Genomic DNA, 13,208 nt, shown 5'->3' with positions numbered 1-13,208 from the left:
TCGGCATGACTGCAGTAGCTTCCACAAGGGTGTCCGGCGGCACCGGCGAACACGGCCACCTCGACGAACTCGCGACCGACCCGATCGCCCTGTTCAAACGAGTGCGCGAAGAATGCGGCGACGTCGGATACTTCCAGCTCGCCGACCGCGACGTCGTACTGGTGAGCGGCGCGGCCGCGAACGAGGAGTTCTTCCGTGCTCCGGACGAGGTCCTCGACCAGGGTGCCGCGTATCCGTTCATGACGCCGATCTTCGGTGAGGGTGTGGTCTTCGACTCCAGCCCGGAACGGCGGTCGGAGATGCTTCACAATCAGTCGCTCAAGGGCGCCCACATGAAGAACCACGCCGTGACCATCCCGAACGAGGTGGAGCGGATCATCGCCGACTGGGGCGACGAGGGCGAGATCGATCTGCTCGAGTTCTTCGCAGAGTTGACGCTGTACACGTCGTCGTCGTGCCTGATCGGTGGGAAGTTCCGCGATGAACTCGACGGCCGTATCGCGCACCTGTACCACGAACTGGAGAAGGGCACCGACCCGATCGCCTACGTGGACATGCACGCCGACATCGAGAGCTTCCGGCGACGCGATGCCGCACGGGCCGAACTCGTCGAGTTCATCGGCACGGTCCTGGAGAACCGGACCGCGAACCCCCCGGGCGAGGGTGACGAGAAGGACCTCATGGACGTCCTCGTGTCGGTGAAGGACGACGAGGGCAACCTCCGGTTCGACGCCGATACCGTGACCGGGATCTTCATCTCGATGATGTTCGCGGGTCATCACACGACGTCGGGCACCGCGGCCTGGACACTGATCGAACTACTCAAGAACCCCGGCTACCTGGCTGACGTTCGGGAGGAACTCGACGAGCTGTATTCGGATGGAACCGAGTACAGCTTCGCCGCGATGCGTCAGATCCCGAAGCTCGAAGGGGCGCTCAAGGAAGCGTTGCGGTTGCACCCTCCGTTGATCATTCTGATGCGTGTGGTCCAGGAGGATTTCGAGGTCGGCGGGGTCACGGTGAGCAAGGGACAGTCGATAGCCGTGTCGCCCGCGGTCTCGAATCGGTTGCCCGAGGACTTTCCGGATCCGGACGTTTTCGATCCGGACCGATACGACGAGGAACGCCAGGAAGACCTGGTGAATCGTTGGACGTGGATCCCGTTCGGAGCCGGCCGGCACCGCTGCGTCGGCGCGCAGTTCGCGATGATGCAGCTCAAGGCGATCTTCTCCGTGCTGCTGCGCAATTACGAATTCTCGTTGGTGCAGGACCCGGAGACCTACCGCAACGATCATTCCAAGATGGTCGTCCAGCTTCAGCAGCCGTGCCGGGTTGCGTACCGGCGCCGGGAGCGAAGCGAGCGGGCCGATTCTGATTCTGATTCTGGCCGGGAGCGCTGATCATGCGCGTCGTCGTCGATCTGGACCTGTGCCAGGGGCACGGGATGTGCGAACTGGAAGCACCGGACGTGTTCGAAGCCGGCCGGGATCGTGTCGAGGTGCTCGACGAGCATCCTGACGAATCGCACCGCGCCGAATGTGAGGCGGCTGTGCGCTATTGCCCTACCCAAGCCCTGAAGATTATCGAGGAGTGACATGTCGTTCGACCGCAGTGAACTGGAAGAGATGAAGACCCGGTGGCTCGATGCCAACATCGCAGCCGAGAAAGCCGGCGACTGGCGACCACTCGCCGACTTCTACACCGAAGACGCCACATACGGCTGGAACTACGGGCCGAAGAAGGACTTCATGGCGGTCGGCCGTGACGAGATCCGGGAGATCGCGCTCGGTCAGGAGATGGAGGGTCTCGAAGGGTGGGAGTACCCGTACCAGACCTGGGTGATCGACGAGCAGACCGGTGACATGATCGGGTTCTGGCGCCAGGTCAATGAGGCGACGCGGGCGGACGGCACCAACTACGCGGTGCACGGTCTGGGTGGCAGCTGGTTCAAGTACGCCGGGGACTTCCAATTCAATTGGCAGCGAGACTTCTTCGATTTCGGCAACGTCTCATCGCTCTACCTCGAGATGCTCACCGACAAGGCCTGCAGTGACGCGATGCTCGAGCGCATCGAGAAGTCGGCGCCCGGGAACCTGCCCGGCTGGTACCCGCTGGGCGAGGCGCCGGTCGGTTTATGGGACACGCCGTGAGTGCAGGTCGCACTCGCGCACTGCACACACTGACGCACGAGCAGCTAGCGACGCTCGTTCCCGAGTTGCTGTTGACCGGGCAGCTCATCGACCGCAGCGGCATGGCGCATTTGATCGCGGCGTTCGGCCGCGAGGGGATGACCGATGTCGCCATCGAGGAGTGGATGGCGGCGAGCCCGGTCTACACGGGCCGTATTCGGGCGGCGCTGGGGATCGACGGGGACGGCGTCGAGGACATGTTCAAGTGCCTTCAACTCGACATCGGCGCGCCCCCTCAGTTCATGGATTTCCGGTACCGAATCGACGATGAGCATCACGGTGCGTTCGTCCTCGACCATTGCGGCGCGCTGCTCGACGTCGAGCCGATGGGCGAGGAGTACGTGACCGCGATGTGCCACACGATCGAGGACCCGACGTTCGATGCGACGGCCATCGCCACCAATCGGCGTGCCCGGATCCGTCCGGTGCATCGGCCGCCGCGCGTGCCTGCGGACCGCGCGCCGCACTGCGAGTGGTTGGTCACGATCGAACCCGACCGTGAGGAGCTTCCGCTTCCGGAGGTGACGAAGCCGATCATGGCCACGCGGGCCGCGGGTGTGGAGCTGACACCGATCGACCCCGGCGCGTCTGACGGCCTGGTCGACTACCGTGGTCCGCTCATGGCCGACCTGGTGTTCGGCGAGTGGTCGACGTCGGCGTTGGTCCGCATCCTCGAGGAGGTCACGCTGCAGCATCAGCTGCTCGCGTTGGGCTTCCTCGACGCGGTCTCGCGTAAGACCGCGGACGAGGCGACAGTGGACGACATCTTCGACAAGCAGCTGATCGGCATCGCAGGCATCGCGTCCGAACGGATCCTCACGGCTGGGTTCGAGAGCAGTTCGGATGCGCGGACTCTCGTGGACGTGCTGAACCTGAACCCGGTGTTCGGGCCATCCCAGTACACCGGGATGCGGGCCGAAGCAGTCGACGACGAGACAGTCGAGGTGCACATCGCGCATTCGTCCCCGGCATTGGAAGACGGCGGCTGGATGCGCTTGCTGGTATCGGGCCGCACCGGCGCGCTACAAGCGGCGGCGAGGGCCGTCGACCCCACATGGGTGGTGGGGGAGTCCGCGGAGATCGACGTCGACGGTCACCAGGAGTCCGTCGTCAGTATCGCGCGCGGCGAGCCTCAGCGAGAGAGCAGCGAGGTGGCGATCGTGCGGTTCTCGGCCGGCACCGATTTCACCTTCGCCGACCGCGGTCCGTCGCGGCCGTTGCCGTTGCACGTGGTGTAGACCTCGCGCCTCGGGCGGCGTGCCATCCGGCCCGTGTCGTCCTGCCTGCGTCGTCAGGTCAGCGGAGTGCGACCGCGGCGAGGAAGGTCGACAGCTTTCCTTCGGTCTCGGCGAGTTCGGCATCCGGATCCGACCCGGCGACGATTCCCGCACCGGCGTAGGCGCGGATGCGGTTCGTGCCGACCTCGCCGCAGCGGATGCTGACAACCCATTCGCCGTCACCCGCCTCGTCCATCCAGCCGGCAGCGCCCGCGAAGAATCCGCGGTCGAAATGCTCGACGTCGTCGATCATTCGGTAGGCAGCCGCACGCGGCGTACCGCAGACGGCGGGGGTCGGATGCAGCAGCGCGGCGAGTTGGGCGACCGGCGTATCGGGATCACGCAGTTCTGCAGTGATCTCGGTGCCCAGATGCCACATGGAATCGGTGGCGAGCAGGCTCGGATCGGGTGCCGCGAGGCGTGAGCAATACGGTGCCAGGAGGTCGCAGATCGCTTCGACGACGTAGGCGTGTTCTCGTCGGTCCTTCTCGGACTCGATGAGCGCATCGGCTGTCCGCGCGTCGGTGCTCGAGTCCGCATGCCTGTGGGCCGATCCGGCGAGTGGATGCGAGCGGATCGTGTTGCCGGACTTCGCGATGAGGAGTTCGGGGCTTGCGCCGACCAAGTGCTTTCCCGGCCCGACCGGAATCGCGAAAACGTGGGCGAGCGGGTTTCCGCTGACCAGCCGTGCGGCGATCGCGAGGGGTTCGCAGGGATCTGGCGAGATCAAGTCGCGGTAGCGGGCGAGGACGACCTTCTGGAGATCCTCCGTCGTGAAGCGATCCAGTGCCAGACGCACTCCGTCCCGGTAAGCGCCGGCAGATGACCTGCCTCCGTCCAGGAAGGGCGGGACATCGCCGGCGCCGACGGGGTCGTCGTCTGCGGTGGGAATCGTGATGGCGCAGGCGCGGCTCCGGTCGAAGGGCAGCGCTGCGAAGGCCCGGCCGTGCGCAGCGCTGCGGGCGGCGTCGCTCATGGCTCGCGCGAAGTCGGGTGCGGCGGCGGCTGCCGGGCCCGGGCCCGTCTGCGCCAGTGAGGTCACCGTTGCCGCCGACGAACGCCAGGTCATGGGTGCGATCGCCGTCAATGCGCCGATCTCGTCGGTGGCCCCTTCGGTGACGGTCAGATCCATAAAGGGAAGCCTACCCTAATTGAAATGGCGGCTAGTGGGTGAGTGGAGCGACTGCCTCGACGGTTGAGTCGCAACGCAGGCGCCGGCCCAAGCTGCGTGTCGAAATCCGCCCAAGCGGAAGATCAGACGTCGAAGCGCACATCGGCGGTCGCGCGGGCGAGGACCGTGTCGCCGTCGACGAGCTCGGCGTCGAAGATCGACAGACGCTTGCCGAGCTTCACCGGATTGGCGCGTGCGCGCAGCGTGCGGCCGTCGACGGCCGGGGACCGCAGGAAGGCGATGGAGAAGTCGACGATCTGGTAGTCGGCATTCGGCCGCATCTGAGACTGGGCGGCGAACGAGCATGCTTGGGCGGCTATGGCGGCGATGACGCCGCCGTGCATCGTCCCCATGATGTTTCCCATCCACGCCGACGTCGTGAACTCCACGGTCAGGCCGGAATCGTCGAACTCGATGCTCGCGGCGCCGAGGAGGTCTGCGATCGGGCCGATCGGGTGCTCGCCCGAGGTGATCGTCTCGATCACCTCGTGACCGCTGAGGTCGTTGCGCGGTGCGTTGACCGCGGGCATGTCATCTGGAGTCGACGGAATCGGCAGCAGGTGACCGTCGACGTCGGCGACCAGCGCGCGCCCGACCCGTACATTGCGGGCCAGCCCGGTGCACAGCATCCGGCCCGCATTGCCGGTGATGTCGACGGCGGTCGTGCCGTAGCCGGGTGACGACATCTTCAGTGCCGCGGTTGCCTCGAGCCGCTCGTCGATCGCCGGACGCTCGAGCATCGACATGGCGAGTCGTGCCTGCATGGACGAGCTGTCCGGATCCTGAACGAAGAACGGGAGTCCGCCGAGATCATCGAACAGCACCGCCAGTGCGGGTAACTCGATGAGTCCCCGGTGGTCCGAGAGTCGCGGTCCGAGCGCCTGGGTCATCACATCGTCGGGACTGTCGGTCTCCCGGCCGACGGCGAACGCGCCGAACGGGTCGGTGAATGCAGACGTCATGCGTCGTGTCTATCAGTGGCGTCGTTGTGAGCTGCAGAACGTCCCTTCAGAAGGGCGGCGAACAGCTAAACAATCAAGCATGCTTGATTTATTCAGCGATCGGTGTGACCCTCGGCATATGTCGATTGTGGTGTCGCTGGTGAAGGACCTCGAAGACGAGTCAGGTGAGTTGGACCGATTGGTAGCGACCCTGGATGACGACGGCTGGGCGATGTCCACACCCGCACCTCGGTGGACGGTCGCGCACCAGATCGGGCATCTGCTGTGGACCGACCGGATGTCGCTGATGGCGGCGACGAACCCGGATGGCTTCGCCGCGATCCAGTCGGAAGCGGCGGGGGACACCGGCGGTTACGTCGACGCGGGTGCGGTAGCCGAAGCGGCACGGCGTCCGGCGGACCTCCTCGCCGCATGGCGTTCCATTCGCACCGAACTCGCTCAGACTCTGGTGGCAGTTCCCGATGGCGACAAGATCCCGTGGTTCGGTCCCCCGATGTCGGCTGCGTCGATGGCGACGGCCCGGATCATGGAGACGTGGGCGCACGGGCTCGACGTCGCAGACGGACTCGGCGTCCGTCGCGAACCGACGGATCGCCTACGAAACGTGGCGCACCTCGGGGTGCGCACTCGCGATTTCGCGTACCAGGTCAACGGGCTCACCCCGCCTGCCGAACCGTTCCGCTACGAACTCACCGCCCCATCCGGTGAGACATGGACGTGGGGACCGGACGGCGCGGCGGATGTCATCCGGGGCCCGGCGCTCGATTTCTGCGAACTAGTCACGCAGAGACGGCATCTCAGCGACCTCGATCTCGAGTTCACCGGCGGTCGAGCACAGGCATGGGCCGGCATCGCGCAGGTGTTCGCCGGCCCGCCCGGCGCAGGACGGGCCCCCTCCCGACCGGAAGGCAGCTGAAGATGACACCGACTCCGGTCCGCATCGGCAACGCGTCGGGCTTCTACGGCGACCGCTTCTCGGCCGTTGAGGAGATGCTCACCGGCGGTGAGCTCGATTACCTGACCGGCGATTACCTCGCCGAACTCACCATGCTCATCCTCGGCAGGGACCGGATGAAGGATCGTAGCCGCGGGTACGCCAAGACCTTCCTGCGGCAGATGGAGGGAAGTCTCGGCCTCGCGCTCGACAAGAACGTCAAGGTGGTCGTCAACGCGGGCGGCCTCAATCCGCACGGACTGGCTGTCGCGCTGCGAGAGTTGGCGGACACGCTCGGCGTCGCCGCTCGAGTCGCATTCGTGAACGGGGACGACCTCCAGCCGCGGGCGGCCGAACTCGGCCTCGGCGCGCCGCTGACCGCGAACGCCTACCTCGGCGGGTTCGGGATCAAGGCAGCTCTGGATCGGGGAGCCGATGTTGTGGTCACCGGTCGCGTCACCGATGCGTCGCTCGTCGTCGGTTCGGCGGCGTCCGCCTTCTCCTGGGAGCACCACGACCTGGACGCCATCGCCGGCGGGGTGGTGGCCGGTCATGTCATCGAATGCGGCACCCAGGCCACCGGCGGCAACTACTCGTTCTTCCGGGACATCACCATGGGACGCCTCGGCTTCCCGATCGCAGAGGTCGCCGCGGACGGTTCGTCGGTCATCACCAAGCACGAGGGGACCGGCGGTGCGGTCACCGTCGGGACCGTCAGTGCGCAGCTCCTGTACGAGGTGCAGGGGCCGCGGTATCTGAACCCCGACGCGACCGCGCTGCTGAACACGATCGAACTCGGCCAGCAGGGCCCGGATCGGGTGTCGATCACCGGCGCACGGGGTGAAGCACCGCCGAAGGATCTCAAGGTGTCGCTGAATCATCTTGCGGGCACTCGGAATCAGATCGACGTCGTGCTGACCGGACTGGATATTCAGGAGAAGGCCGACCTGTTCCGCGAGCAGTTCGAGGCGGCGCTGCCGATACAGCCTGCGGAACTGGTGTGGGATCTGTCCCGGCTCGACCGGTCCGATGCCGACACCGAGGAGCAGGCCAGTGCCCTGCTGCGGTGCGTGGCGCGCGACCGGGATGCGAACACCGTCGGTCGGGCGTTCAGCGCCACGGCCGTGGAGCTCGCGCTGGCCAGCTACCCCGGGTTCACGATGACCGCCCCACCCGGCAACGGTGCGCCGTACGGGGTCTTCGAACCCGCGTACGTCGACGCCGCCCAGGTGGAGCACCGCGTGACCCAATCAGACGGTGTCTCGGTCGTGATCGGACCGTCGCCACTGCGCACTGAACCGAGGCGCGACGAGGGCGTCCCGGATTCGGGGCCGGTCGTCGATCAGGGGCCAACCCGTCGTGCCCCGATCGGCGAGATCATCGGTGCACGCAGCGGCGACAAGGGCGGCAACGCCAACATCGGGCTATGGGCGCGGAGCGACGACGAGTTCACCTGGCTGGATCAGTTTCTCAGCGTCGATCGGCTGAAGCAGTTGCTTCCGGAGATCGCCGAGCTGACCGTGCACCGTTATCGGCTTCCCAACCTGAGGGCGGTCAACTTCGTGATCGAAGAGGTCCTGGGGCGCGGCGTGGCCGAGAACGTCCGGTTCGATCCACAGGCGAAAGGGCTCGGCGAATGGCTGAGGTCCCGCGTCGTCGACGTCCCCGAACGATTCATCACCGTCAGTCAGGAGGTCTAGATGCCCATCGGAAGCGCCGTCTGGGATTCGCCGGAGCGACTCGCGCTGCGCGAGTCGGTCGGCGGGTTCGTCGACCGCCATATCCTCGGATATCAGGACGAATGGGAGCGCACCGGACTGATTCCGCGTGAGCTCCACCTCGCGGCTGCCGAGCTCGGCTTCTTCGGACTCGGAGTGAGTGAGGAGATAGGCGGTTCCGGTGGTGACCTCATCGACGGATCGATCCTCGCCGAGGAGTTCCACTACCGCGGGGGCGCAGGCGGGGTGTTCGCGTCGTTGTTCACCAACGGAATCGCGTTGCCGCACCTGATCGCAGCCGGCGATCCCGACCAGATCGCCAGGTGGGTGACGCCGACCTTGCAGGGCCGCATGATCGGCAGCCTCGCCATCACCGAGCCGGGCGGTGGCAGTGACGTGGGCCATCTGCGCACGACCGCGAGACGAGGCGCCGATGCGCTCGAGGGAAGCGGGAGCGACCAGAACTACGTGGTCAACGGTTCCAAGACTTTCATCACCTCGGCGGCTCGCGCCGACTTCGTCGTGGCCGCGGTGCGTACCGGCGGACCGGGCGCGGGCGGCGTCTCGCTGCTGGTGATAGAGAAGGAGACGCCAGGCTTCGAGGTGACCCGCCGACTCGACAAGATGGGCTGGCTCAGCTCGGACACTGCGGAACTGTCGTTCGTCGAGGCCCGCGTACCGGCCGCGAACCTGGTGGGTGCGGAGAACTCCGGGTTCGCCCAGATCGCGCAGGCCTTCGTCACCGAGCGGGCGGCGCTCGCAGTGCAGGCGTACGCGAGCGCACAGCGCTGCCTCGACCTGACCCTGGCCTGGGTACGCGACCGCGAGACGTTCGGGAAGCCGCTCATCGCGCGGCAGTCAGTACAGGACACGGTGACCGAGATGGCACGCCGGATCGATGTGGCCCGTACCTACACCCGCGCCGTCATCGAACGCCGTATCGGCTCCGGCGACGACATGATCGCCGAGATCTGCTTCGCCAAGAACACCGCCGTCGAAGCAGGCGAATGGGTGGCGAACCAGGCCGTGCAGTTGCACGGCGGAATGGGCTACATGCGGGAGTCCGAAGTCGAGCGCCAGTACCGGGACATGCGGATTCTGGGTATCGGGGGCGGCACCACCGAGATTCTGACCGGACTGGCGGCGAAGCGATTGGGGTATCAGCAATGACTGTTCTGCGTAGCCGGATCGATACGTCGTCCGACGAGTTCGTCGCGAACGCCGGGGCGATGAACGCCAAGCTGGCCGACCTCGACGTCGAGTTCCGGAAGGTGCTCGCAGGCGGCGGCGAGAAGTACGTCGAACGGCACCGGAAGCGCGGCAAGATGACCGCCCGCGAGCGCATCGAGACGTTGATCGACGAGGACTCGCCGTTCCTGGAACTGTGCGCGTTGGCGGCCTACGGGTCCCAGTTCACCGTCGGGGCATCCGCAGTGGTCGGACTCGGCGTGGTGGAGGGCGTCGAATGCATGATCGTCGCCAACGACCCGACGGTGAAGGGCGGCACCTCCAATCCGTGGACGTTGCGGAAGATTCTGCGTGCCAACGACATCGCGCTGCAGAACCGTCTTCCGATGATCTCGCTCGTGGAGTCGGGAGGTGCGGACCTTCCGACGCAGAAGGAGGTGTTCGTCCCCGGTGGACGGATGTTCCGCGACCTCACGCGACTGTCCGCTGCGGGGATACCGACCATCGCGCTGGTGTTCGGCAACTCGACTGCGGGCGGAGCCTACGTGCCGGGCATGAGCGATCACGTCGTGATGATCGACGAGCAGTCCAAGGTGTTCCTGGGCGGCCCGCCGCTGGTCAAGATGGCCACCGGCGAGGTGAGCGACGACGAGGAACTCGGCGGCGCTGCGATGCATGCACGGGTCTCCGGACTCGCGGATTATCTCGCGGCCGACGAGCAGGACGCGGTGCGCATCGGCCGGCGCATCGTCGCCCGATTGAACTGGCGCAAGCAGGGACCCGAGCCGACGGCGACAGATAGGCAGGGGACAGGTAGACAGCCGACAGGCGGACAGGGGACCGGACCCGCCGAACCGAGGTACGACCCGGAGGATCTGCTCGGCGTCGTGCCCGGTGATCTGAAGGTGCCGTTCGATCCCCGTGAGGTGATCGCCCGCGTCGTCGACGACAGCGACTTCGACGAGTTCAAACCGGAGTACGGCAGTTCGCTGTGCACCGGATGGGCGCGGATCCACGGGTATCCGGTGGGCATTCTCGCGAACGCTCAAGGGGTGCTGTTCTCGGAGGAATCGCAGAAGGCCACGCAATTCATTCAGCTCGCCAATCGCAGTGATACCCCGCTCCTGTTCCTGCACAACACGACCGGCTACATGGTGGGTAAGGAGTACGAGCAGGGCGGCATCATCAAGCACGGCGCGATGATGATCAACGCGGTGTCGAACTCGACGGTCCCGCACCTGTCGATCCTGATGGGCGCCAGCTACGGGGCCGGCCATTACGGCATGTGCGGCCGCGCCTACGACCCCCGGTTCCTGTTCGCCTGGCCCAGTGCCAAATCGGCGGTGATGGGTGCCGCCCAACTCGCCGGTGTCATCTCGATCGTGTCCCGCGCGGCGACCGAGGCCCGGGGCGACGTCGTCGATGAGGAAGCCGATGCCGGAATGCGCGCCATGATCGAGGCGCAGATCGAAGCGGAGTCGGTACCGGCGTTCCTGTCCGGAATGCTGTACGACGACGGCGTGATCGACCCGCGAGACACCCGCACAGTCCTCGGCCAGGCGCTGTCGGCGATCGCATCCGGCCCGGTCGAGGGAACCAGCAACTTCGGCGTCTTTCGGATGTGAGGACAGTGGCAATGCGCAGCAACATCACGTCGGTACTCGTCGCCAACCGCGGCGAGATCGCATGTCGGGTCTTCGCGACCTGCAAGGCCATGGGGTTGGCGACCGTGGCCGTCTACTCCGATCCGGACGCGGATGCGCCGCATGTGCATGCAGCCGATTCGGCGGTGGCGCTTCCCGGCTCGACCTCCGCCGACACCTACCTGCGGGCGGACCGGATCATCGCCGCGGCGCGGACTGCAGGCGCCGACGCGATCCATCCCGGTTACGGATTCCTGTCGGAGAACGCTGAGTTCGCGCAGGCCGTGGGGGATGCGGGTCTGGTGTGGATCGGTCCGCCGCCCGCGGCTATCACCGCTATGGGATCGAAGGTGAACGCCAAGGAACTGATGGCCGAGGCCGGTGTGCCGGTGCTCGCGGACATGGATCCGGACACGGTGACCGTCGATGACCTGCCCCTGCTCATCAAGGCCTCGGCGGGCGGCGGCGGGCGCGGGATGCGCATCGTCCGCGAGCTCGGTGGTCTGCCTGACGCGGTTGCGGCCGCGCGGCGGGAAGCCGATTCGGCATTCGGCGATCCAACCGTCTTCTGTGAGCCGTACATCGAGACCGGGCACCACATCGAGGTGCAGGTGATGGCCGACGAGCACGGAACGGTGTGGGCGGTCGGCGAACGTGAGTGCTCTATCCAGCGCAGGCACCAGAAGGTGATCGAGGAGGCCCCGGCACCCTTGGTGGAGCGTATCGGCGGCGACATGCGGGAGCGGCTGTTCGCGGCGGCTCGAGCCGCGGTGGAGTCGATCGGTTATACGGGTGCGGGGACGGTCGAGTTCCTCGCCGCGTCTGATGGCGGCGACGCCGGGAACGTAGTGAGCGGGTCGGATGGGTACGGCGACGCCGGGAACGTAGTGAGCGGGTCGGATGGTTACGGCGACGCCGGGAACGGACGGTTCTTCTTTCTGGAGACCAACACGCGGCTGCAGGTGGAGCACCCGGTGACCGAGTTGACTACGGGCACGGATCTCGTCGAGTGGCAGATCCGGGTCGCCGAGGGCGAGCGGCTGCCCTCCGAGGAACCCGTGACGCGTGGCCACTCCATCGAGGCACGCCTGTACGCCGAGGACCCGGCGCAGGACTGGCAGCCGCAGTCGGGGACGGTGAGCATCATCGACCTCCCCGCCGATGCGCACTTCGGGCCGCTCGCCCATCCGGGCGTGCGCGTCGATTCCGGTGTCGCCGACGGCAGCGAGGTCTCCACTTTCTACGACCCGATGCTCGCCAAGGTGATCTCTTGGGCGCCGACACGTGACCGTGCTGCTGCGATGCTCGCCCGTGCGTTGTCGGATGCGAAGATCCACGGCCTCGCGACCAACCGCGACATGCTCGTGAACACCCTGAACGACGAGACCTTCCGGTCGGGCCGCACCGACACCGCGTACCTCGAGACCGTCGGCCTCGAGGTGTTGTCGGCACCGCTCGCCGACGGCGCGGCCACCCAGGTGGCGGCAGTCGCCGCGGCGCTGGCAGCTGCAGCCGCCAATCGCGCGTCGGCACGTGTGCTGCACGCCCTGCCTTCCGGCTGGCGGAACCTGACGTCCGGGTACCAGTGCAAGCGGTACACCACTGCGAGCGGTGACGAGATCGTCGCCCGCTACCGGTACCTGCGGGACGGGATCGAGCTTCCCGACCTGCCTGGCACCGTGGCACTCTCGGCGGCGGCCGACGAGGTGGTGCTGGTATCCGGCGGCGTGACCCGCCGGTACGGCATCACTGTGGCCGGAGACTCGGTGAACGTCGACTGGCCCGGCGCATCGGTCGCGTTGCGCAGGGAACCTCGCTTCGTCGATCCTTCGGCCCAGGAGCGGCCGGGATCACTGCTCGCACCCATGCCCGGTTCGGTCATCCGCGTCGCGGTGTCGGAGGGCGATGCCGTGCACGCGGGACAACCGCTCCTGTGGTTGGAGGCGATGAAGATGGAGCGCACCGTCTCCGCGCCGGCCGACGGCGTGGTGACAGTCCTCGCCGTCGAGGCGGGCAGGCAGGTGTCCGTCGGCGACGTCCTCGCCGTGATCTCCGATCCCGATACTGCTGCCGCTGCGGAGAACTGAACAGTCGAGAACCGAACAGCTGGAAACCGAACAGCTGGC

General features: G+C 66.7%; 11 protein-coding genes. 9 read left to right on the top strand and 2 right to left on the bottom strand.

Annotated elements, in window-relative coordinates; all coding sequences use genetic code 11:
- Positions 1 to 5 precede the first annotated feature (5 nt).
- The 4 genes from FO044_RS12195 to FO044_RS12180 are packed head-to-tail and all read left to right on the top strand — an operon-like array spanning position 6 to position 3,427.
- A complete protein-coding gene (locus FO044_RS12195; RefSeq protein ID WP_143965736.1) occupies positions 6 to 1,400 on the top strand; it encodes a cytochrome P450 in 1,395 nt (464 codons plus the stop codon).
- Positions 1,401 to 1,402: 2 nt separating this feature from the next.
- Positions 1,403 to 1,594 (top strand): ferredoxin, encoded by a 192-nt coding sequence (locus FO044_RS12190; protein WP_132992171.1) that lies wholly within the window; start codon positions 1,403 to 1,405, stop codon positions 1,592 to 1,594.
- A 1-nt stretch (position 1,595) separates the two neighbouring features.
- Positions 1,596 to 2,150 carry a nuclear transport factor 2 family protein gene (locus FO044_RS12185; RefSeq protein WP_132992170.1) on the top strand — a complete coding sequence of 185 codons (555 nt, stop codon included), beginning with the start codon at positions 1,596 to 1,598 and terminating at the stop codon, positions 2,148 to 2,150.
- Positions 2,135 to 3,427 (top strand): hypothetical protein, encoded by a 1,293-nt coding sequence (locus tag FO044_RS12180; protein WP_132992169.1) that lies wholly within the window; start codon positions 2,135 to 2,137, stop codon positions 3,425 to 3,427. Before FO044_RS12185 ends, FO044_RS12180 begins: the two co-directional genes overlap by 16 nt.
- 58 nt (positions 3,428 to 3,485) lie before the next feature.
- Here the strand turns inward: FO044_RS12180 and FO044_RS12175 are convergent, their stop codons facing one another.
- Together FO044_RS12175 and FO044_RS12170 are read right to left on the bottom strand one after the other, a co-directional pair.
- A complete protein-coding gene (locus FO044_RS12175; protein ID WP_132992168.1) occupies positions 3,486 to 4,598 on the bottom strand; it encodes an isochorismate synthase in 1,113 nt (370 codons plus the stop codon).
- Positions 4,599 to 4,720: 122 nt separating this feature from the next.
- Positions 4,721 to 5,599: a PaaI family thioesterase gene (locus FO044_RS12170; RefSeq protein WP_132992167.1), complete on the bottom strand. Its 879-nt coding sequence runs from the start codon at positions 5,597 to 5,599 to the stop codon at positions 4,721 to 4,723.
- 118 nt (positions 5,600 to 5,717) lie between these two features.
- Here FO044_RS12170 and FO044_RS12165 point away from each other — a divergent pair, with 118 nt between their 5' ends.
- From FO044_RS12165 to FO044_RS12145, 5 genes are read left to right on the top strand one after another with little or no spacing between them, the layout of a single operon-like run.
- Positions 5,718 to 6,515, top strand: a complete 798-nt coding sequence (locus FO044_RS12165) for a TIGR03084 family metal-binding protein (RefSeq protein WP_132992166.1) — start codon at positions 5,718 to 5,720, stop codon at positions 6,513 to 6,515.
- A gap of 2 nt (positions 6,516 to 6,517) precedes the next feature.
- Positions 6,518 to 8,233 (top strand): acyclic terpene utilization AtuA family protein, encoded by a 1,716-nt coding sequence (locus FO044_RS12160; protein WP_143965735.1) that lies wholly within the window; start codon positions 6,518 to 6,520, stop codon positions 8,231 to 8,233.
- The gene (locus FO044_RS12155) at positions 8,234 to 9,421 is read left to right on the top strand and encodes an acyl-CoA dehydrogenase family protein (protein WP_132992164.1); all 1,188 of its coding nucleotides are present in this window, start codon (positions 8,234 to 8,236) and stop codon (positions 9,419 to 9,421) included.
- On the top strand, positions 9,418 to 11,064 hold the full coding sequence (locus FO044_RS12150) for an acyl-CoA carboxylase subunit beta (protein WP_132992163.1): 1,647 nt from the start codon (positions 9,418 to 9,420) through the stop codon (positions 11,062 to 11,064). Before FO044_RS12155 ends, FO044_RS12150 begins: the two co-directional genes overlap by 4 nt.
- 11 nt (positions 11,065 to 11,075) lie before the next feature.
- Positions 11,076 to 13,169 (top strand): acetyl/propionyl/methylcrotonyl-CoA carboxylase subunit alpha, encoded by a 2,094-nt coding sequence (locus tag FO044_RS12145; protein WP_143965734.1) that lies wholly within the window; start codon positions 11,076 to 11,078, stop codon positions 13,167 to 13,169.
- Positions 13,170 to 13,208 lie beyond the last annotated feature (39 nt).

Source organism: Gordonia zhaorongruii, from assembly GCF_007559005.1.
GTDB lineage: Bacteria > Actinomycetota > Actinomycetes > Mycobacteriales > Mycobacteriaceae > Gordonia > Gordonia zhaorongruii.
This window is presented reverse-complemented; position numbering and strand designations above follow the sequence as displayed.